At 69.4% G+C, this 20260-nt stretch carries 17 protein-coding genes; 7 read left to right on the top strand and 10 right to left on the bottom strand.

From position 1 onward, the window contains the following. Positions 1-5 precede the first annotated feature (5 nt). On the bottom strand, positions 6-896 hold the full coding sequence (miaA, locus tag AC07NS_RS24515; protein WP_494607612.1) for a tRNA (adenosine(37)-N6)-dimethylallyltransferase MiaA: 891 nt from the start codon (positions 894-896) through the stop codon (positions 6-8). Positions 897-972: 76 nt separating this feature from the next. Between miaA and AC07NS_RS24510 the strand changes: the two genes are divergently transcribed. The 3 genes from AC07NS_RS24510 to AC07NS_RS24500 are packed head-to-tail and all read left to right on the top strand — an operon-like array spanning position 973 to position 2998. Continuing rightward, the gene (locus AC07NS_RS24510) at positions 973-1428 is read left to right on the top strand and encodes a hypothetical protein (protein ID WP_494607547.1); all 456 of its coding nucleotides are present in this window, start codon (positions 973-975) and stop codon (positions 1426-1428) included. Positions 1429-1487: 59 nt separating this feature from the next. Further along, a complete protein-coding gene (gene serB / locus AC07NS_RS24505; protein ID WP_494607545.1) occupies positions 1488-2336 on the top strand; it encodes a phosphoserine phosphatase SerB in 849 nt (282 codons plus the stop codon). Then, positions 2333-2998 (top strand): HAD family hydrolase, encoded by a 666-nt coding sequence (locus tag AC07NS_RS24500; protein ID WP_494607543.1) that lies wholly within the window; start codon positions 2333-2335, stop codon positions 2996-2998. Before serB ends, AC07NS_RS24500 begins: the two co-directional genes overlap by 4 nt. 4 nt (positions 2999-3002) lie before the next feature. Here the strand turns inward: AC07NS_RS24500 and AC07NS_RS24495 are convergent, their stop codons facing one another. Together AC07NS_RS24495 and AC07NS_RS24490 are read right to left on the bottom strand one after the other, a co-directional pair. Then, entirely contained in the window at positions 3003-5342 is a 2340-nt protein-coding gene (locus AC07NS_RS24495; RefSeq protein WP_494607542.1) for a putative bifunctional diguanylate cyclase/phosphodiesterase, read from the bottom strand. A 10-nt stretch (positions 5343-5352) separates the two neighbouring features. After that, positions 5353-5997 (bottom strand): cupredoxin domain-containing protein, encoded by a 645-nt coding sequence (locus AC07NS_RS24490; RefSeq protein WP_494607540.1) that lies wholly within the window; start codon positions 5995-5997, stop codon positions 5353-5355. A gap of 127 nt (positions 5998-6124) precedes the next feature. Here AC07NS_RS24490 and AC07NS_RS24485 point away from each other — a divergent pair, with 127 nt between their 5' ends. Both AC07NS_RS24485 and AC07NS_RS24480 read left to right on the top strand, forming a co-directional pair. Beyond that, entirely contained in the window at positions 6125-7021 is an 897-nt protein-coding gene (locus tag AC07NS_RS24485) for a DUF3034 family protein (protein WP_494607538.1), read from the top strand. Between the two features lie 12 nt (positions 7022-7033). After that, the gene (locus AC07NS_RS24480; RefSeq protein WP_494607536.1) at positions 7034-7552 is read left to right on the top strand and encodes a group I truncated hemoglobin; all 519 of its coding nucleotides are present in this window, start codon (positions 7034-7036) and stop codon (positions 7550-7552) included. 940 nt (positions 7553-8492) lie between these two features. On the opposite strand, the gene hflC is transcribed toward AC07NS_RS24480, so the two are convergent. Then, entirely contained in the window at positions 8493-9347 is an 855-nt protein-coding gene (gene hflC, locus AC07NS_RS24475; protein WP_494607534.1) for a protease modulator HflC, read from the bottom strand. Next, positions 9344-10435 (bottom strand): FtsH protease activity modulator HflK, encoded by a 1092-nt coding sequence (hflK, locus tag AC07NS_RS24470; protein WP_494607532.1) that lies wholly within the window; start codon positions 10433-10435, stop codon positions 9344-9346. The genes hflC and hflK overlap by 4 nt, the downstream gene beginning before the upstream one ends. Positions 10436-10612: 177 nt before the next feature. Between hflK and AC07NS_RS24465 the strand changes: the two genes are divergently transcribed. Next, on the top strand, positions 10613-11725 hold the full coding sequence (locus AC07NS_RS24465; protein ID WP_494607530.1) for an Mrp/NBP35 family ATP-binding protein: 1113 nt from the start codon (positions 10613-10615) through the stop codon (positions 11723-11725). A 213-nt stretch (positions 11726-11938) separates the two neighbouring features. On the opposite strand, the gene AC07NS_RS24460 is transcribed toward AC07NS_RS24465, so the two are convergent. From AC07NS_RS24460 to AC07NS_RS24440, 5 genes are all read right to left on the bottom strand, one after another. After that, the gene (locus AC07NS_RS24460; RefSeq protein ID WP_494607528.1) at positions 11939-13240 is read right to left on the bottom strand and encodes an outer membrane protein transport protein; all 1302 of its coding nucleotides are present in this window, start codon (positions 13238-13240) and stop codon (positions 11939-11941) included. A gap of 336 nt (positions 13241-13576) precedes the next feature. Continuing rightward, positions 13577-14485: an SDR family NAD(P)-dependent oxidoreductase gene (locus tag AC07NS_RS24455; protein ID WP_487289707.1), complete on the bottom strand. Its 909-nt coding sequence runs from the start codon at positions 14483-14485 to the stop codon at positions 13577-13579. 95 nt (positions 14486-14580) lie between these two features. Then, positions 14581-15591, bottom strand: coding sequence for an HlyD family secretion protein (locus AC07NS_RS24450; RefSeq protein WP_494607526.1), 1011 nt, complete (start codon positions 15589-15591; stop codon positions 14581-14583). A 20-nt stretch (positions 15592-15611) separates the two neighbouring features. Then, entirely contained in the window at positions 15612-16364 is a 753-nt protein-coding gene (locus tag AC07NS_RS24445) for an ABC transporter ATP-binding protein (RefSeq protein WP_492857196.1), read from the bottom strand. Beyond that, a complete protein-coding gene (locus AC07NS_RS24440) occupies positions 16361-17548 on the bottom strand; it encodes an ABC transporter permease (protein ID WP_494607524.1) in 1188 nt (395 codons plus the stop codon). Before AC07NS_RS24440 ends, AC07NS_RS24445 begins: the two co-directional genes overlap by 4 nt. Positions 17549-17808: 260 nt before the next feature. Between AC07NS_RS24440 and AC07NS_RS24435 the strand changes: the two genes are divergently transcribed. Further along, complete coding sequence (locus AC07NS_RS24435) at positions 17809-19881, top strand: S46 family peptidase (protein ID WP_494607522.1); 2073 nt, start codon at positions 17809-17811, stop codon at positions 19879-19881. Positions 19882-20260 lie beyond the last annotated feature (379 nt).

The following is a 20260-nucleotide window of genomic DNA, read 5'->3' as shown; positions in this document are numbered from 1 at the left end:
GGCCCTTACGCCAAGTCGCCCGGATCCCGCGAGCCTTTGTGCAGCGGGTCGAGCTTTCGCCAGTCCGGGGTCTGGTTCCTGAACCAGGTGAGCTGGCGCTTGGCGTAGCGGCGGGTCTCCTGGCGGGCGGCGTCGAGGGCCTGGTCCAGGCTCGTCTCGCCGCGCAGGTGGGCGGCCAGTTCGCGATAGCCGACGGCCTTGAGGGCGGGCAGGGCGGCATCCAGGCCCCGCGTCTCCATGGCGGCGACCTCTTCGAGGGCGCCGCTTTCGACCATCAGGCCCAGACGCGCGTCGCAGCGATCGTAGAGTTCGGCGCGGGGCGGGTCGAGGACCACGCCGCTCCATTCGCCGGCCTGCAGGACGGGGCGGGTGTCGGCCTGCCAATCCGACAGCGCCCGGCCGGTGGCGACGGCCACGGCGTGGGCGCGGACCAGGCGCTGGCGGTCGCCGCTTTCGATGCGGGCCTCGGCGGCTGGGTCCAGCGGGCGCAGCAGGTCGCGGAAGCCCGCCTCGCCCTGGGCGGCGTAGAGCAGGCCGGAAATCTCCCGCTGGCTTTCGGGCACCGGCGGCACCTCGGCCAGGCCGTGGGTCAGGGCGCGGAAATAGAGGCCGGTGCCGCCGACGACGATGGCGGGGCGGCCGCGGGCGGCGATGTCGTGCAGCACTCTGACGGCGGCCGCCTGCCAGCGGCCGACCGACCAGCCGTCGGCCGCGTCGGCGACGCCGAACAGGTGATGCGGCGCGCGAGCCTCCTCCTCGGGCGAGGGGGCGGCGGTCAGCACCCGCAGGCCGGCGTAGATCTGCATGGAGTCGGCGTTGACGATCTCGCCGCCGGTGCGTTCGGCCAGATCGAGGGCATAGGCCGACTTGCCGCTGGCCGTCGGTCCGGCGATCATCCAGACGCGCGAGTCGTCAGCGAAGGGCGTTGCGACGGTTGCGTACGGGGCGGCTTGGTCCATGAAGCGTACATACATGATTGCGGCCGCGATGGTCGCGTCCCTGACGGCTGGTTCGGCGCTGGCCGCGGTCACGCCCAATAAGCCCAAGGCGCCTTCGGCCGCCGCCGCGGCCATGGCGGCCACGCCGGCTCCCGACCTGACGCCTCAGGAGAAGGCCGGCTGCGGCGCGGTGCTGGTGATCCTCGGAAAGGTCGCGACCGCCTATCCGCAGGTCTTCGCCAGCAAGGGCGCCGACGGGCGCGGCATGCAGTTCGTGCTCGAAGCCTTCGGGGCCAAGGGGCGCACGATGATGGACGAGGCCTTCGAGGACGGCGCCGAGAAGGGCGTCAAGGCGAGCAAGGTCTACGAGGACGGGCTCGACTTCCTGTTCGAGAACGTCAAGCCGGCCGAGGGCGAGACGGCCGAGGCCGCGGGCAAGCGCGCCGGCGTCGCCCTGCTGCAGCGCTGCACCGGGATCGAGGCGGGCTGAGCGGGTTCGTTCTGCAAGTTGCTTGACGGGGCGGGGCGACTGGCTTAGCCGCCCCGTTCATGCACGTCCTGACCCTCGTCGGCCCGGAGGCCGAAACCCTCGCCGCAGCTCTGTCGCTCGGCGAGGTCGTCGCGCTCGGCCCCGACGCGGTCGATGTGACCTTTGACGCCGATCCGGCCCTGATCCGCGAGCGCGTGATCGCCGCCATCGGCGACAAGCCCGTCGACTTCGCCATCCAGCCGGCCCTGAACCGCAAGAAGCGCCTGCTGATCGCCGACATGGACTCGACGATCATCAACGTCGAATGCCTGGACGAGCTGGCCGATTTCGCAGGCGTCAAGGACAAGGTCTCCGAGATCACCGAGCGCGCCATGCGCGGCGAGCTGGCCTTCGAGGGCGCGCTGCGCGAGCGGGTCGGCATGCTGAAGGGCCTGGCGACCTCGGCCCTGCAGACCTGCTTCGACGAGCGGGTGCGGCTCAATCCCGGCGCCGAGACGCTGGTGAAGACCATGGCCGCCCACGGCGCCCGCTGCGCCCTGGTCTCGGGCGGCTTCACCTTCTTCACCAGCCGGGTGGCCGAAGCGGCCGGCTTCCACCTGAACCGGGCCAATACCCTGATCGAGGCGGGCGACGCCCTGACCGGCGAGGTCGGCGATCCGATCCTCGGCAAGGAGGCCAAGCTCGCCGCCCTAAACGAGGAGACCGCCGCCCTGGGTCTGACCCCGGCCGACGCCCTGGCGGTGGGCGACGGCGCGAACGACCTGGCGATGATCGAGGCCGCCGGCCTGGGCGTGGCCTATCGCGCCAAGCCGATCGTGGCGGCCCGGGCCCACGCGAAAGTCGATCATGCTGACCTGACGGCGCTGCTCTACTTCCAGGGCTATCGCGCTGAGGAGTTCGCTCAGTGAGCTTCCCGCGCCGCGTCGAGGCGGTGGTCTTCGACATGGACGGCCTGCTGCTCGACACCGAGACCGTCTATCGCGCCGCGATGATCGACGCCGGCAAGGTGTTCGGCGCGCCGATCACGGCGGCGACCTATGCCTCGATGGTGGGCAAGACCAATCCCGAGTGCGCGGTGATGCTGCGCGAGCTCTACGGCGAGGACTTTCCGGTGAAGCCGTTCTTCGAGCGGCTGTGGACCGACGTCGAGCTGCTGCTCGAAGCCGAGATCCGGCTGAAGGACGGCGTCGAGGAGATCCTCGATCACCTGGACGACCTGGGCCTGCCGCGCGCCATCGCCACCTCGAACGGCCTGCCGGCGGTGGAGCGGTATCTGGGGCGCTTCGATCTTCTTCCCCGCTTCCATGCGGTGGTCGCCCACCATGACGTGACGCGGCACAAGCCGTTCCCGGACCCTTACCTGCTGGCCGCCGAGCGGCTGGGCGTCGATCCCGCGCTGTGCCTTGCGCTGGAGGATTCCCATCCCGGCGTCCGCGCGGCGCACGGGGCGGGGATGATGACGATCATGGTCCCCGACATCCTCGATCCGACCGAGGAGATGCACGAGAAGTGCGTCCACATCGCCGACAGCCTGCACGTCGTGCTCGACCTGCTGAAGCAACAGGCCTGAAGGGTCAAGCCTGCCTTGCCTGATCGCTCTGGGTCTCCTCGGCGCCCCAGGCGGTCAGGAACTCGGTGAGGGCCGGCAGGCCCATCGGCCGGGCGATGTGATAGCCCTGGGCGATGTCGCAGCCCATGACCTGCAGCATGGCCAGGGCCTCGCGCGATTCCACGCCCTCGGCGACGACCTTGAGGCCCAGGCTGTGGGCCAGGTCGACGGTCGACTTGACCAGCAGGGCGTCCTTGGCCTCGCGGTCCATGCCCATGACGAAGGCCTTGTCGATCTTCAGCTCGTCGGCGCGGATCTGCTTGAGATAGGCCAGGGACGACAGGCCCGAGCCGTAGTCGTCGATCGACACGGCGATACCGGCGGCGGCGAACTGCTCCAGCACCTGCAGGGCCACGGCGGCGTTGCCGACCACGGCCGTCTCGGTGATCTCGAAGCACATGCGCGCGCCGGCCTGGGTGACGCGCTCGATGGCCTGACGGGCGAAGCCTAGGTCGTCGATCAGCCGGCCGGAGATGTTGACCGACATCAGCAGATCGTGGCCGGCGGCGCGCAGCACCTGCTGGTCGGCGATCGCCTGGTCGATGACGTAGTCGGTGAGGGCGCGGATGTGGCCGGTCTCCTCGGCCATGCCGACGAAGAGGTCGGGGCCCAGGAAGCCGCGGGTGGGGTGGATCCAGCGCGCCAGCGCCTCGGCTCCGGTGATCGCGCCGGTGCGCAGATCCAGCTTGGGCTGGTGGTTGAGGAAGAGGGCGCCGGTGCGCACGGCCTCCAGCATCTCGCTCATCAGGGAGAGGTTGCTGGCCGGGTCGCCATAGGCCGTCTCGTCGAAGGCGGCGGCCTTCTTGCCGGCGTCGCGAGCCTGGTCCAGGGCGATCATCGCCTGCTCGATCAGGCGGTGGGGGTCGCTCTCGCCCTGGCGGCCGGCGGCCAGGCCGTTGCTGACGTGGATGTCCACGAGGTCGCCGCCCAGGCGCACGGGGGCCTCCAGGATCGGCGTGGCCGAGGTCACGACGGCGACCGCCTCGTCGAGATCGGTGAAGCTGGAGACGACGCAGAGGGTCGAGGTGGTCAGCCGCCCGACCATGACGTCGGGATTGTGGGCGCGCACCCGCTCGCCGATCTCGACGATCAGTTCGGTGGCCAGGGCGTAGCCGATGGCCCCGCGAACGAAGGTGAAGCGGTCCAGGCCCAGGGCGCCGATGATCACCGGCTGGCTCGGATCGGCGGCCATGCGGGCGGCGATCTCGGTTTCCAGGGCGTGGCGGTTGGCCAGGCCCGTCTCGGCGTCGTGCATGGCCAGGTGGGTGATCCGCGCCTCGCGGTCGCGGATGCCGTCGGCCATGCGGTTGAAGCTTTCGGCCAGGCGGCCGATTTCGTCGCGAGTCTGCACGGCGACCTGAACCTCGCGGCCCTGCTCCAGCTCCTGGGCGGCGGCGTCGAGCTCGGCGATGGGACGGGCGAGACCGCGCGAGAGCATCCAGCTGGCGGCGATGACCAGGGCCGCGCCGATCAGGCCGGCCAGGGCCACGGCGGCCAGCAGCAGGCGGTAGGGCGCCAGGGCCAGGGCGAGGGGATAGCGCAGCACCAGGGCCGAGGCGCCGCCGCCCAGCGCCTTCAGCGGCTTGGCCAGCACCAGTTCGTCGCCGGCCGGGCCCTGGACGCGGCCGGGGGCGCCGTCGCCTTTCAAAGCCTGGGCGACGAAGGCGGTGAGGGCGGGGGTCTGGCGGCCGGCGTCCTGGGCGCGCCAGTGCTCGCCGTCGCGCCCCGTCTCGCGGCTGAAGACGTCGGCGTCGAGGCGGATCGCCGACAGCCGTTCCAGCGCCCGCATCTCGCGATCGTCCAGGCGGACGCCGAACACGACCCAGCCGGTGAGGGTGGGCGACAGGATCGGGGCCGAGATCAGCTGGTAGGGCTCGCCGCCGACCATGAAGACGCCGCCGGCCCCGTCCTCGGCGTCGAGGGCGGTCCACAGGCGTTCGGCGTCGAGCTGGGAAGGGTCGACGCCGGTCAGTTCGCCGTCGACGTTCATCATCACGGCCAGGTCCAGGCCCATGCGGCCGCGCAGGTTGGCCAGGGCGGAAGCGATGGTCGGGGCGTCGCGGGTGGCGACGGCGGCGCGGAAGCCGAAGTCGCGCGACAAGAGGTCGGCGCCGTCGCGCAGGCGCTGGGTGCGCAGCGCCCAGACGCGGTCGAAGACCCCGCCGGTGGCGGCCAGTTCCTGGCGCACCGCCTGCTGGGCCGTGGCCGCGATCGTCAGGTAGACGGTGACCGCGATCGCCCCCAGCGCCAGGGCGAAGAGCCCGGCGTAGAGGACGGTCAGTCTGGTCTGCAGACGGTGGAACATCGGGCCGGCCCTAGTGGCTCATCGCCGCCGGGGCGCGCAGGTCGATCGAGACGTCCTGTGAGACCGCGCCGCGCAGGGCGGCGAGCGGGACGGTCTTCTCGTTCTTGGGGGCGCGCAGATAGGGGTGCCAGACCTTGACCACGACCGGCCCGTCCGGCGCGCCGCGGATCAAGGCCTTGCCCGAGGCGTCGGTCTTGGCGGCGTACTGGGTGTCGACCACCTTGATGAAGCCGACCATCTGGTCGTGGATGTTGCAGCCGATGGCCGCCACGCCGACGGCGGGCATGCGCACGACGCGGTTCTCCTCGCGGCCGTAAAGCTTCAGCTCGAACCTGTTGCCGGCCGAGAACGAATAGACGTGGTGGCGCACCTTATCGAGGTTGGGGAACGAGACCTCGGCGCCGGCCGGGACGATCAGCACGAACGGGTTGAACTGGATGTTCTGCTGGGCGACGCGATAGGGCCAGTCGAACTTGATCGGCCCCTTGGTCGGCTGGCCGCCGGGATAGACGGTGACGACGGCGTCGGCCACGGGCTTGCCGTCGCTCCCGCGCACCGAGAGCGTGAGGTCCGCCGCCATGGCGTGCGTCGAGAAAATCGCAACCGAAAATAGTATTGAGGCGATCTTCATCGAGCTGGCGACGATCTTGCGCATGATTTCCCCGAAGCTGATGGACAAATTGTCGCAGCGCTGAAGTCTAACCCTAGGCGAGATGTTCTAACGATTGCGTAAAGTCTTGCCCGTAGCGTCGCCGCCAACGGATTTCGGGGATCGGGGCGGCATGGGCAGGACGAAGACGGCGGTGCTGGCGGGCGCGGGTTGCGCCATGACGCTGGGGTACGCGCTGTGGAGCGGATCGGCCCTGGCCGGCGAGATGGAGCCTGGCGGCAAGCTGCTGCTGACCGGCGGCGTCAGCGCCCTGGAAGGAAGCGCCGGCGGCGGTCTTTCGACCTGGGCGGTGATCGCCGGCAACGAGACCTCGCGCGGCGTCGGCGGCAAGGTCCACGCCACCTATGTCAATGTGCCCGACTACGAGCTGCGCGCCTATGGCGGGGCGGTGGGGCTGTTCGACCGGGTCGAACTGTCGCTCGCTCGCCAGGAATTCGACACCGGGGCGACCGGCGCCAAGCTCGGCCTCGGCAAGGGTTTCACCTTCAAGCAGGACGTCGTCGGGGTGAAGGTCCGCCTGATCGGCGACCTGGTCTATGACCAGGACACCTGGGTTCCGCAGGTCGCCGTCGGCGCCCAGTGGAAGAAGAACGACCAGGGCGCGATCGTCCGCGCCGTTGGCGGCAAGGACGACAGCGGCGTCGATTACTACGCGGCCGCCACCAAGCTGCTGCTCGACAAGAGCCTGCTGCTGAACGGCACGGTGAGGCTGACCAAGGCCAACCAGACCGGCCTGCTGGGCTTCGGCGGCGACAGGAACGACAGCTACCGGGCGCAGTTCGAGGGCTCGGCCGGCTGGCTGGTCAGCAAGCGCCTGGCGTTGGGGGCCGAGTACCGCACCAAGCCCGACAACCTCGGCTTCGCCAAGGAAAGCGACTGGGTGGACGTCTTCGCCGCCTACGCCGTCAACAAGACCGTCTCGGTGACCGTGGCCTATGTCGACCTGGGCGACATCGCCACCTTCAAGGACCAGCGCGGGCTCTATGTCTCGCTGCAGGCCGGCTTCTAGGAGCGCCAGATCATGATCCGCCACAACGCCCTCCGCGCGGCCCTGGCCGCTGGTTTCGCCCTTGGTCTTTCCGGCCTCGCTCAGGCCCAGGACGCCGCCGTTCCGCCCGGCGAGCAGCCGGTCGACCCCTATGTCCAGTCCAACGCCAACGCCGGCGCGGCGCCGATGAGCGACAAGGCGGTGTTCGAGGCCTTCCACGGCCGCGAGGGCCTGGCCCGGATCACCAGCGATCTCGTCGACCGCAACCTCGCCGACCCGCGCATCAAGGACATCTTCGCCACGGCCGACACCGTGCGCCTGAAGCGGACCCTGACCGAGCAGTTCTGCTACGTGCTGGGCGGCGGCTGCGACTACACCGGCAAGGACATGACCGCGGCCCACAAGGACCAGGGGATCACGCCCCGCGACTTCAACGCCCTGGTCGAGAACCTGCAGTGGGCGATGGACAAGGAGGGCGTGCCCTTCGCCGCCCAGAACAAGCTTCTCGCCAAGCTGGCCCCGATGGCGCGCCAGACGGTGGAGCGGCGGTAGTTTTCCTTCTCCGCTTGCGGGAGAAGGTGGCCTGCGAAGCAGGTCGGATGAGGGGTCTCTCAAATGTGGGACGCCGCACCAAGCCTGACCGCCGCACGCGGTGTTGAGTTCTGAGAGACCCCTCACCCGACCCCACTCCGTGGGGCCACCCTCTCCCGCAAGGGGAGAGGGAACGGGTGGGCGTCCCCGCGCTTTCGCTGCGAGTGGATGAAGGAGAGCGGAGCGCCCGGGCGACGCCCGGAGGTGCTGTTGTGTGTACCGTTTCGACGAAGCCAAGGCGCTCCGCGCGGTCGTTTGGCTGCCGGCTTCCCGGGCGGCGGCGCTCTTAACGCCTTACCAGGATCGTCCTTGGAGTTTCCTCTTCGGACGGCGACGAGGAGAGGGGGTGTGCTCTGTAATCCTCGCCCAAGCCGACGGCGGGCGGGCCTGGCCAGCGCCAGGTCCCGGACACGACGGATCTTCCCAATCCGCCCCAGTCCCGCTCGATCGCATCCCGCCGCCGCATTGGTCGCTGGCCGCGCGCCCCTTCGGTGCGGCGAGACCCAGTGATTATGCAGCGGGTTTGAGCGCGTCTGATCCAGGGCGGTGAGAAAGTTGCAAGGGGTTGGATTGGTTGGGTTTTGATCCGCGCTCGACGGGGATCCAGCTTCGTCTATCCCCGTCAGCCCTTCTTCTCCCTTCCCCCTTGATGGGGGAAGGGCCGGGGTTGGGGGTGGTTGCGGCGGTAAGTCCGGTCTCCGTCGTGCAGGCGGAACCGCAGCGTCACCCCCATCCCAACCCTTCCCCCATCAAGGGGGAAGGGCTTAGGCGGCGGGTGGCAGAAAAAGCCTGGGTCCCCGCTTTCGCGGGGATTCTACGGGGGAGGGGCGGGCGGCGGCTCGGAAGCTGAAAACGGCCCCCCTCCGTCGCTACGCGACACCTCCCCCAGAGGGAGAGGACCTCAGCCGGCCGGGCCTTTGTCGAAGTACTTGAAGAAGGCGCTGTCGGGGGAGAGGACCAGGGTGGTGTCGCCCTGGCCCAGCGACTGCTCGTAGGCCTGCATCGAGCGGTAGAAGGCGGCGAACGAGGGGTCGCGGCCGAAGCTGGAGGCGAACAGCTGGGCGCGCTGGGCGTCGGCTTCGCCTCGGATCTTCTCGGCTTCCTCGTAGGCGGTGGCGACGATCTCGCGGCGCCGCTGGTCGCCGATGGCGCGCAGTTCGGCGGCTTCCTGCTTGCGGGCCGTCTGCATGCGTTCGAACACCGCCTGCTGGTTGGGCTCGGGCAGGTCGGCGCGCTTGATGCGCACGTCGATGATCTCGAGCCCCAGCTGCGAGCCGGCGACCTGGCGGGCGACCTCGGTGCGGATGTCGGCCATGATCTCGGCGCGCTTGCCGGCGATCACGTCCTCGGAGTTCCGCCGGCCGATCTGCTCGCGCAGGGCGGCGTTGACGATGCGGTCCAGCCGATCGCGGGCCACGCTCTCGCGGCCGAGCTTGCGGTAGAACTGGCGCGGATCGGAGATGCGGTAGCGGACGAAGGCGTCGACGACCAGCTTCTCCTGGTCGGCGGCCGTGACCTCTTCCTGGTTGGCGGCGATGTCGATGTTGCGCTTGTCGAAGCGCAGCACCTTGTCGATCGGGGCCTTCAGGTGGAGACCGGGATCGAGGACCACGCGCACCGGGTCGCCGAAGCGCACCACCAGGGCCTGCTGGCGCTGGTCGACCTGGTAGACGGTGGTCGACAGTAGGATCAGGGCGGCGAAGGCCGTGGCCCCGGCCGCGATCAGCGGGGTGTTGGGATTGCGGATGCGGCTCATCGGGCGGCTCCCTCGACGGGCGCGGGAGCGACGCGCGGACGGAAGGTGTCGGACGGCAGGATCACCGGGGCGTTGGCCCCCTTGCTGTCGATGATGACCTTGTTGGACTTGGCCAGCACGCGCTGCATGGTCTCGATGTAGAGGCGCTCGCGGGTGACGCCGGGGGCCAGCTTGTACTGCTCGTAGACCTGGTTGAAGCGGGCCGCGTCGCCGGCGGCCTCGCGCACCACCTGCTCGCGGTAGCCCTTGGCCTGCTGGATGACGGTGGCCGCCTCGCCGCGGGCGATGTTGGCCGCCGACTGGGCGTTCTGGGCCGCGCGCTGCACGTCGCGGAAGGCGTCGAGCACGGGGGCGGGGGTGGTGGCGACCTGGATGCGGACGCCCTCGATGCGGACCCCGATGTTGTAGCGGTCCAGCGTCTGCTGCATCAGCGCGCGGGTCTGGGCCTCGACCTGGCCGCGGCCGTTGGTGAGGATCGGGGTGAGGGCGGTCTTGCCGACCACCTCGCGCATGGCGCTTTCGGCCACGTCCTTGATGACGGCGTCGGGGGCGCGGACGTTGAACACGAACTTGCCGGCGTCCGACACGCTCCACTGGATGGTGAAGCTGAGGTCGACGATGTTCTCGTCGCCGGTCAGCATCAGGCGCTCGGCGGGCACTTCCGCCCCGGGCACGCCGCCGACGTCGAGGGTCTGGATCGAGGTGACGGGCACGCGCTCGACATCCTCGATCGGCCAGGGCAGGCGATAGCGCAGGCCAGGATCGCTGGTGCGGCTGTAGGCGCCGAAGGTGGTGACCACGCCCTGCTGGTTGGGCTGGACGACATAGACGCCCGAGACCAGCCACAGACCGACCACGGCGGCGGCGCCCAGGGCGATGGCCTTGCCGCGACCAGGGCCGCCGAAGGTCTCGCGCAGGCGGCCGGTCAGGCTGTCGACCAGTTCGGCGACGTCGATGGGCGGCGGCGGAACGCCGGGCGGGCCAGGGGGGCGGCGCGTCGGGTCGGGCTTGCGCCCGCCGTCGTTCTTGTCGTCGCCCGGCGGGGGCGAGCCCCAGGGGCCGGGTCCGGCGTTGTCGTTCCAGGGCATGGGCGGCGCTGTCTTCCCGTCGCTCGTTCTTGTTGGCGGAGGTTGCGGGCAACCTCCTTGGGCTTGTCGGTGCGGAGGGCGCGGGGCGACCTCCTCAGGCTTGTTGGCTGGCGGGGTTGTAAAACAGACCCCGCACGCGGATATGAGGACCCCCACGCGACAAGGCAAGACACTGACGTGACCGCAAGCTCTTCTGCAACTCCCGATGACGCCCGCGAGGCCCTCGATCGCATCGAGGATCCGGCCACGGGGCTTGGCCTGGTGAAGGCCGGCCTGGTGCAGGGGCTGGTGGTGCGCGAGGGCAAGGCCGGCTTCGTGCTGGAAGTGCCCGCCGCCCGGGTCGGCGGCTACGCGCCGGTGCGCGAGGCGGCCGAGAAAGCGCTGGCGGCCCTGCCGGGGATCACCCGCGCTCAGGTGGTGCTGACCGCCCAGGCTCCGGCCGAGACGACCCGGGTGCGCAAGGGCGCGCGGGTGGCCGACGACCCGCAGGCCCAGGTCGGCCCGCCGCCGGCCTCGGAAAAGCCCGCCCATGTGCGCCACGTCATCGCCGTGGCCTCGGGCAAGGGCGGGGTGGGCAAGTCCACCGTCTCGACCAACCTGGCCTGCGCCCTGGCGGGCCTGGGCCTGAAGGTCGGCCTGCTGGACGCCGACATCTACGGTCCCTCGGCCCCGCGGATGATGGGCGTCGACGGCGAGCCGACCTTCGAGGACAAGAAGCTGCTGCCGCTGGAGGCGCACGGCGTGAAGCTGATGTCGATCGGCTTCATGGTCGATGAGGGCAGGGCGATGATCTGGCGCGGGCCGATGGCCTCGTCGGCGGTGCGCCAGCTGATCCACGACGTGGCCTGGGGCTCGGAGGCCGAGCCGCTGGACGTGATGGTCGTCGACCTGCCGCCGGGCACCGGCGACATCCACCTGACCCTGGTGCAGAAGCTGCGCATCGACGGCGTGGTGCTGGTCACCACCCCGCAGGAGATCGCCCTGATCGACGCCCGCCGGGCGGCGGCGATGTTCGCCAAGACCGCGACGCCGATCCTGGGCCTGGTGGAGAACATGGCCTTCTTCGCCGACCCGGCGACCGGCGCGCCGATCCCGATCTTCGGCTCGGGCGGCGGCGTGGCGGAAGCTGAGGCGCTGGGCGTGCCGGTGCTGGCCCAGGTGCCGATCGAGATGGGCGTGCGCGAGGCCGGTGACGCGGGGCGGCCCGTGGTGCTGGCGGCGCCTGAGAGCGCGGCGGCCAAGGCGTTCGTGCAGGCGGCGAAGGCGGTTTGGGGAACGGTGGCGAACTAGGCGCGGCGTCGCCCATCGAGGGACCTCCCCCTGTGGGGGAGGCGATCGCGTAGCGATCGGAGGGGGGGGCGGCTGCAAAGTCGACCCATGCCTCGAAAGCTGAAAACGGCCCCCCACCGGCCTTCGGCCGCCTCCCCCAAAGGGGGAGGTTCCAAACAAAAAGGCCGCCCGGAGCGATCCGGGCGGCCTTTCCGTTTCAGAGGCTGGAGAGCCTTAGAAGGTCCAGCGGACGCCGGTCGAGAGCACGGCGCCCGAACCGGTGGCTTCGCCCTTCAGGACGGTCGTCGTGGCCGCGGCGGTGCCGGCGTACGAGACGTCGGTGCGGGTGATCACGGCCTTGTCGAAGTCGATGTAGCTGGCGCCGACGTCGAGCATCAGGTTCGGCTTGGCGGCCCAGGTGGCGCCGACGGCGTAGAGCATGCGGTCGCCGTCCGGCACGCGGGCGGTGCGGCCGTTTTCCGGGGTCGGGGTCGGGTCCTTCTGGACGCCGCCGCGCAGGGTCAGGCGCGGGGTCAGCTGGTGATCGACGCCGATGGCGATGGTCGTGATGTCCTTGTAGTCCTGGTCGATCACGGTGGTGCCGGCGGCGCGGGTGACGCGGATGGCGTCGAACTCGCTCCAGCCGATGCGGCTGACCGAGGCGTTCAGGGTGGTCTTCGGGGTCACGGCCCAGCGGGCGCCGAGGGTGGCCATCCACGGGGTGGTGATGGTGGCTTCACCGTCGAACGAACCGTTGCTGGCGGCCAGGACGCTGCTCAGGCCCGCGATCGTCACCTGGCCCTTCAGGGTGTGTTCGATCTTCGAGCGGTAGCTGGCGCCGATGGTCAGGGCCGAGGTCGGACGGAACTGGCCGCCGACGGTCCAGCCGTAGTCCCAGCCGTCGCCGGTCAGCGACTGGCGGCCGGTGTCGGCCAGCAGCGGCGAGACCTGCGGCAGGGCGTTGGTCAGGTTCGCATCGGCGTATTCGGCGCTGACGCCGACGCCCAGGTCGATCTGGTCGGTCAGGCGGTAGGCGACCGTGCCCTGGATGTCGATCGAGGTCAGGCGCGACTTCAGGGCGTCGTAGCGGGCGAAGTTGCCTTCACCGTACTTGGTGGTGAAGTTGTACGGGGCGGCGGTCGACAGGCCGACGACGATCTTGTCGTTCAGGCGCCAGGCGCCGGCGAAGTTCGGCAGCAGGCCGTTGAGGATCGGGTTGCTCTCGCGGGTTTCGCCGCTGATGGCGGTGGTCGCCTGGCCCGGACGGGTGATGGTCGAACCGGTGTTCTTGACGTCCGAGTTGACCAGGATGGCGTGCAGGCCGCCGTAGACTTCGGCGTGCTCGACGCTGGCGATGGCGGCCGGGTTCCACCACAGGCTGGCGGCCCCGGTGTCGGCCACTTCGCCCGAATAGGCGCGGCCCGAACCGCGGACCGATTGTTCTTGCAGGTAGAAGCCCGAAGCGGTGGCTTGCGAGGCGGCGGCGAGGGCGGCGACGGCCGCGCCGGCGGCGAGGAGCTTACGCGAGAGAGACATGACTGACGCACCTTCTAAGGGAGCTTGGGGAGGTTATCGGTCCGCCAAACGCCTTGCAGCGCTGGAGGTTGCTGTCGCCTCTAACTGATCTTTTCAAAAAACGTTGCTATTTATTCGCTTCGCGGTGAATTTTGTTCATCGCGTCAAAGAAATGGCGGCTTTTAGGCCTCACTCTATTCGTCGTTACGTCAGAAACGCGGCCTTCCCTTAGGTAAAGCCATGTATTCGCCTAAATCGCGAATGGCGCTCTTTTGACGCTTTTGTCAGCTTTGAAAAGCGACGGGCGCGAGACCTGGATCCCGCGCCCGCGCCGTAATGCTTTACCTTGGGGAAGCTTCAGCCGCCGGCCAGTTTCCGGAAGAACTTCTGGCCCTGCTCGCCGCCGTTGAAATAGGCCTGCTGGCCCGGCTCGGCGGTGATCTGCTCCCAGCTGTCGCGGACTTCCTCGGCCGACAGCCCGCCTTCGCCCAGATAGACGCCCTCGGTCTCGAAGATCCGCGAGAGGGCGAAGGCGCCGGCGCCGGCAGTCAGGATCGCGCCGGTCGGGGCGTCTTCCGACACTAGGTAGACGACGCCGGGGGTCACGTATTCCGGCTTCAGCTTCTCCAGCACTTCCGGCGGCATCAGGCCCTCGGTCATGCGGGTGGCGGCCACGGGGCTGATGGCGTTGATCTTGACGTTGTTCTTGGCGCCTTCGAGCTTCAGCGTGTTCATCAGGCCCAGCACCGCCATCTTGGCCGCGCCGTAGTTGGACTGGCCGAAGTTGCCGTACATGCCCGAGGACGAGGTGGTGACGACGATGCGGCCGTAGTTCTGGGCCTTCATGATGTCCCACACGGCCTTGATCGGCTTGAAGGTGCCGAAGACGTGGACCTGGATCACGGCCTCGAAGTCGGCCAGCTCCATCTTGGTCAGGGTCTTGTCGCGCAGGATGCCGGCGTTGGCGACCAGGATGTCGATGCGGCCCCAGGTGTCGATCGTGGTCTTCACCAGATCGGCGACGCCGGCGTCGTCGGTCACAGAGGCGCCGTGGGCGATGGCCTGCCCGCCGAAGGCCTCGATCTCGGCCACGACGGCCTTGGCCGCGTCGGACGAGCCGCCCGAGCCATCGACGGATCCGCCCAGGTCGTTGACCACCACCTTGGCCCCGCGCCGGGCCAGCTCCAGGGCGTGCTGACGCCCGAGCCCGCCGCCCGCGCCCGTGACGATCGCCACCTGACCGTCGAAGCGAATGTCGTCCGCCATGCCCTAAGTCTCCCTCAAACGCGTGTTTGGTTTCGCGCGTTTGTGCGGCGGCGGGGAGGGGGCGTCAAGGGCGCCCCCGCCTTGGGCCATCGCGATCAGGTCTTCTTCGGCTTGGTCAGGCCGCCGGCCACGGGCGAGGTCGGCTTGTCGCGTTTGGCGCCGGCTTTCTTGCCGGGCTTCATGAACTTGACCAGCACGCGCTGGCCGACCAGCAGCGGGGCGCCGTCGGCGCTGACGACGACTTCGACGACGCGTTCGTCGCTGCGCTGGCTGGGATCGTCGGAGGCCAGCTTGCGGGCGCCGAAGACGGCGGCGCGGCGCAGGACGCGGCCGACATAGACCTTGTCGGGGTCGCTCTCGGGCTGGATCTCGACCTCCTGGCCGGGTTTGACGTTGGGCAGGTCGGCCTCGACGATCTCGGCGCGGACGATGCGCTGGGTGTCGGGCTCGAGATCGAACATCGAGGTGACGTTGAGGGTCGAGGCGCCGGCGCCGGGATTGGCGTAGCGGCGGGCGATGCGGCCGTTGGCCGGCGCGCGGATCACCGTCAGTTCCTGGTTGAAGTTGGCCTGGCCGACTTGAGCCGTCGCAACGGCGATGGCGGCCTGCTGGGCGCCGATATTGGCCTGGGCCTGGGCGATCTGGTCGCTGGCCTGGTCGAGGCGCTGGGCGGCGACGAAGTTCGAGGCCGACAGGTTCTGCAGGCGCTTATACTCGCGCTGGGCGGTGCGCAGCTGCACCTGGTGCAGAGCCAGCTGGGCGCGGGCGGAAGCGAGGTTGGCGGCGGCGGTCTGGGCGGCCAGGCGCGGTTCGTCGTCCTCCTGCTTGGCGAGCGGCTGGCCGGCGACCACGACGTCACCTTCCTGCACGAAGACCTGGCGCACGATGCCCTGGCGGCGCGCGGCCACCTGGATCACGCCGCCTTCGACGTCGGCCTTGCCGTTGGCGATGGCCGCGTAGGGGGAGGGCTCCTCCTGGGCGGCGGCGACCTCCAGCTTCTTCTTCTTCTCGGCGGCCTGGCCCTTCACGTAGAAGAAGCCGCCCCCGAGCAGGCCGATAACGACGATGACGATCCAGAAGGTCGGGCGACGCAGGAACCTGGGCATTTGGAACTTCCCCCGGGAAATCAGTGGCTGAGCGGCGCGGGATCGGCGTCGGGCGTGCGGCGCACGTCGTCCAGGATCCGGCCGTCTTCGATGTGGATGACGCGGTCGGCGTAGGCTTCGAGCCGCGGGTCGTGGGTCACGCAGATCACCGCCGCGCCGCGCTCGGTGGCGGCGGCGCGCAGCAGCTTGATCACCGTCTCGCCGCTCTTGCCGTCGAGGGCGGAGGTCGGTTCGTCGGCGAAGATCAGGTTCGGGTTCTTGGCGAGCGCCCGGGCGATGGCCACGCGCTGCTTCTCGCCGCCCGACAGCTCGGACGGGCGCTGGTTGACACGGGGGCCGAGACCCACGGACTCCAGCGCCGCCTGGGCGCGGCGGGCGGCCTCGCCGGGGCCGACGTCCTGGTACTTCAACACCGTCATCACCTGCTGCTTGGCGGTGAGGGCGGGGAAGAGGTTGAAGCCCTGGAAGATGAAGCCGCAGTGATCCAGGCGGAAGCGGTCGATGCGGCCCGGCGGCAGCGCCCACAGGTCGTCGGCCTCCAGCGCCGAGACGTGGCCCTCGTCGGGCTTGAGCAGGCCCGACAGCGCGGCCACCAGGGTGGACTTGCCCGAGCCCGAGGGGCCCATGACCATGGTCACGTCGCCGTGGCGGGCGTTGAAGTCGACCCCCTTGAGCACCTCGATGAAGGTGCGGCCGGTCTTGAACCGCTTGACCAGGCCCTTGGCGGCCAGGGCGGTCTCGCCGCGCTTGTGGGCGTTGTTGTTTCCGCTCATCGCAGCAGGTCCGCGGGTTGGCTGTTCTTGAGGACGCCGAGCGACAGGAAGCCCGACAGCATGGCGATGACGACGAGGAAGACGGCGACGACTGCGACGAGCACCGGCGGGAAGTACATCGGCACGCCGCCGGCGACGGCCAGCAGGCTGACCAGCCAGGTCAGCAGGCCCGCGGCGAAGACGCCGACGATCCCGACCCAGAAGGACAGCTCCATGACGATGTTGCGCAGGTCGCCCATGGAGACGCCCAGGGCCCGCAGGGAGGCGAACTCCTTGATGTTGGCCATGATCGCCCCGCGCAGGGTCTGCCAGGTGATGGCCACGCCGATCAGCAGGCCAAGGAACGCCGAGAAGCCCAGCATGATGCCGATGATCTGGTCTTCCAGCATGGCCCCGGAATTGGCGTCGGCCAGTTCCTGGCGGGTCCAGGCGCGGAACTTGCCGTCGGCCTTCTTGTTGAGCTGGGCGGCGACGACCTCGGCCTTGGCCGGGTCGCGGATCTGAACCATCAGCGGGCCTACGCGCTGGCCGGTGTCGGCCTCGCCCAGCATGCGCAGGGTGTCGCGCGACATCACCAGGGTGGGCTGGATGATGTTGGGATAGCCGGTGGTGACCACGCCGATGGTGATGGTCTTGCCGTTGTAGAGGGCCTTGTCGCCCTTCTTGACGCCAAGCCGCTTGAGCGCGGTCTGGTCGACGGCCACGGCGTAGGGGCGGCGCAGGGCCTCGATCATCGAGTTGGTGTAGTCGGTCGGCACGGTGACGTAGCCGGGGATGGCGTCGATGACGGTGACGTTGACGAACTCGGTCTTGCGGGCGCTGCCGCCCTTTTCGCCGCGCTTGGCGCGGGCCTCGGCCTTGGCCGTCTCCTCGGGCGACAGGATGTTCTGGAAGCGGCCGCCCGAGCCGTCGAGCGGGGCGACCTGGACCACCTCGGGGTGGCTGTAGACCAGCGGGATCATCCGGCGGGGCAGGCCCGAGGGACCGCCGAACAGCGCCTTGGCGCCGGGGCCCAGCACCATGATGTCGGCGCGGGCGCGGTCGATCTGGGCGGTGAAGCCCTTGCCGATGCCGACGAACATGCCGACCTGCGCCAGCACCAGCAGGCCCGAGAAGGCCAGGGCGACGACGGCCGCCATGTATCGACGCCACTCGTACAGCAACGTGGCCAAGGCCAACGACATTACGACCCGCTCCCCCAATTCACGGTTGTAGGAGAACAGCGGGATCGCCGTGCGGCCAAGTTAAATCGGGGTAAGCTGGATCCCTTCGATGAAACGCCGTGCGCGAGCACGTTTGTTGCGTCGGCAACCCGACATCTGAAACAGGGCTGGCGGCGTCGGTTCGGCTTGGCTATGAACTGTTATATTGTACGCCGATATCGACGTCGGCGACGCCCGGGTAATCATCCGCGTCAGGGACACGCGTTAGGCAAGGACGCCTCATGAAGATTTCGACTCTGGCCGCCTCGGCCCTGGTGCTCTCGTTCGCGGCCGCCGGCGCCGCCCAGGCCGACGAAGGGATGTGGACCTTCGACAACTTCCCCTCGGCCAAGGTCAAGCAGACCTACGGCGTCGACATCGACCAGAAGTGGCTGGACACCGTGAGAGCCTCGGCCGTGCGCCTGACCACGGGCTGCTCGGCCTCGGTGGTCTCGGGGCAGGGCCTCGTCTTGACCAACAACCACTGCGTGGCCGATTGCAGCCAGTCGCTGTCGAGCGAGGGCAAGGACTACGTCAAGGACGGCTTCCTGACCGGCGCGCGCGAGGAAGAGCTGAAGTGCGCGGGGATGCAGGCCGAGGTGCTGCTGTCGATCGTCGACGTGACCGACCAGGTGAAGGCGGCGGGCGCGGGCAAGACCGGCCAGGACTTCGTCAAGGCGCGCGACGCCGCCTTCGCCACCGCCGAGCTGGCCGCCTGCGGCCAGGACAAGACCCTGCGCTGCCAGACCATCAGCTTCTACCGGGGCGGCCAGTACAAGGTGTACAAGTACCGCCGCTACGCCGACGTGCGCCTGGTGTTCGCGCCGGAATACGCCACGGCCTTCTTCGGCGGCGATCCGGACAACTTCAACTTCCCGCGCTTCAACCTCGATAGCGCCTTCCTGCGCCTGTACGAGGACGGCAAGCCGGCCGTGACCCCGAACCACCTGACCTGGCGCGCCACCGCCCCGGTCGAAGGCGAGCCGACCTTCGTGGCCGGCAACCCGGGCACCACCCAGCGACAGCTGACGGTCTCGCAGCTGGAGACCAACCGCGACCTGATCATTCCCGTCGGCCAGCTGCAGCGCTCGGAGATGCGCGGCCGCCTGATCCAGTTCGGCGAGCAGAGCGAAGAGAACAAGCGCATCGCTAACCAGCCGCTGGCCGGGGTGGAGAACAGCTTCAAGGTGTTCTTCGGCCAGCAGTTCGTGCTGAGCGACAAGAAATTCATGGACGCCAAGCGCGCCGCCGAGACCGACCTGCGGGCCAAGGTCGCCGCCGATACCAAGCTGTCGTCCGAGATCGGCGACCCGTGGGGCGAGATCGACAGGGCGCAAGCCGCCCTGGCCGACCAGTTTGTGGCCATGCGCCAGCTGGAGACCTCGGCCGGCGGCGGCTCGGACCTCTATGGCTACGCCCGCACCCTGGTGCGCGGCGCCCAGGAGCGCGCCAAGCCCTCGGCCGAGCGCCTGCCGGAATTCGCCGACACCCGCCTGGCCCTGGCCGAGAAGCGCCTGCTGGACAACCGCACCGTCGATGCGCCGCTCGAGCAGCTCTATCTCGAGCACTGGCTGCTGAAGACCCGCGAGTACCTGACCGCCGACGCCCCGGCCGTGAAGCTGCTGCTGGGCAAGGAAAGCCCGGAAGGCCTGTCGGCCCGCCTGGTCGCCGGCAGCAAGCTGGCCGACCCGGCCGTGCGCAAGGCGCTGTGGGACGGGGGGCTCTCCGCCGTCCAGGCCTCGGACGATCCGATGATCCAGTTCGTGCTGAAGACCGAAGGCGCGGGCCGCGAGGTGCGCAAGACCTACGAGGCCACCGTCACCGCGCCGACCGACGCCGCGGCCGAGCGTATCGCCAAGGCCCGCTTCGCGGTGCTGGGCGACAGCGTCTATCCGGACGCGACGTTCTCGCTGCGCCTGTCGTACGGCAAGGTCGCCGGCTGGACCCATCGCGGCCGCACGATCACCCCGTTCACCGACTTCGCCGGCTTCTACGACCGCGTCACCGGCGCCGAGCCCTTCGAGGCCGCGCCGCGCTGGATCGCCGCCAAGGACAAGCTGAACCCCAAGACGGTCTACGACTACGTCATCACCAACGACATCATCGGCGGCAACTCCGGCTCGCCGGTGATCGACGCCAAGGGCCGGGTGATCGGCGCCGCCTTCGACGGCAACATCCATTCGCTGGGCGGCGCCTTCGGCTACGACGGTTCGATCAACCGCACCGTGGTGGTCTCGACGGCGGCGATCACCGAGGCCCTGACCAAGGTCTACGGCCGCGACGCGCTGGTGAAGGAGCTGGTCTCGGGGAAATGATCCTGACCCCTCTCCCCTTGCGGGAGAGGGCAGCCTCCCGGAGGGAGGTCGGGTGAGGGGGCTCTCAGACATCGAACGCCGCGACAGCCGACCGGCCGTCGCGGCGTTTTGCGTTCCAGGGGGTGAACACCTCTCCCCGTAAAATCCCCGCGAAAGCGGGGACCCAGGTGTTTTATCGTCGAGCACTGCGGGTTTCAGAAAAAGCCTGGGTCCCCGCTTTCGCGGGGATTTTACGGTAGGGGGATGCATCTCTCCCCAAAACCACATTTCATCACTGCAACACACTGAAATGTGGAATGTTTTTCGCTGGTGTCGGAGCGCGCCCGGGGCAAGGGCGCGTGTTTCCCGCGCTTCGTGCGCGTCCACCGGCACCAGGAGA

Source organism: Caulobacter sp. GW821-FHT10A10, assembly GCF_059415745.1.
This window is presented reverse-complemented; position numbering and strand designations above follow the sequence as displayed.

Coding starts and splice junctions, on each gene's coding strand:
- AC07NS_RS24485 (WP_494607538.1), top strand. CDS start 6,125: ATGGGCAGGACGAAGACGGCGGTGCTGGCGGGCGCGGGTTGCGCCATG.
- serB (WP_494607545.1), top strand. CDS start 1,488: ATGCACGTCCTGACCCTCGTCGGCCCGGAGGCCGAAACCCTCGCCGCA.
- hflC (WP_494607534.1), bottom strand. CDS start 9,347: ATGAGCCGCATCCGCAATCCCAACACCCCGCTGATCGCGGCCGGGGCC.
- AC07NS_RS24480 (WP_494607536.1), top strand. CDS start 7,034: ATGATCCGCCACAACGCCCTCCGCGCGGCCCTGGCCGCTGGTTTCGCC.
- AC07NS_RS24440 (WP_494607524.1), bottom strand. CDS start 17,548: ATGTCGTTGGCCTTGGCCACGTTGCTGTACGAGTGGCGTCGATACATG.
- miaA (WP_494607612.1), bottom strand. CDS start 896: ATGATCGCCGGACCGACGGCCAGCGGCAAGTCGGCCTATGCCCTCGAT.
- AC07NS_RS24445 (WP_492857196.1), bottom strand. CDS start 16,364: ATGAGCGGAAACAACAACGCCCACAAGCGCGGCGAGACCGCCCTGGCC.
- hflK (WP_494607532.1), bottom strand. CDS start 10,435: ATGCCCTGGAACGACAACGCCGGACCCGGCCCCTGGGGCTCGCCCCCG.
- AC07NS_RS24490 (WP_494607540.1), bottom strand. CDS start 5,997: ATGCGCAAGATCGTCGCCAGCTCGATGAAGATCGCCTCAATACTATTT.
- AC07NS_RS24455 (WP_487289707.1), bottom strand. CDS start 14,485: ATGGCGGACGACATTCGCTTCGACGGTCAGGTGGCGATCGTCACGGGC.
- AC07NS_RS24495 (WP_494607542.1), bottom strand. CDS start 5,342: ATGTTCCACCGTCTGCAGACCAGACTGACCGTCCTCTACGCCGGGCTC.
- AC07NS_RS24460 (WP_494607528.1), bottom strand. CDS start 13,240: ATGTCTCTCTCGCGTAAGCTCCTCGCCGCCGGCGCGGCCGTCGCCGCC.
- AC07NS_RS24435 (WP_494607522.1), top strand. CDS start 17,809: ATGAAGATTTCGACTCTGGCCGCCTCGGCCCTGGTGCTCTCGTTCGCG.
- AC07NS_RS24450 (WP_494607526.1), bottom strand. CDS start 15,591: ATGCCCAGGTTCCTGCGTCGCCCGACCTTCTGGATCGTCATCGTCGTT.
- AC07NS_RS24510 (WP_494607547.1), top strand. CDS start 973: ATGATTGCGGCCGCGATGGTCGCGTCCCTGACGGCTGGTTCGGCGCTG.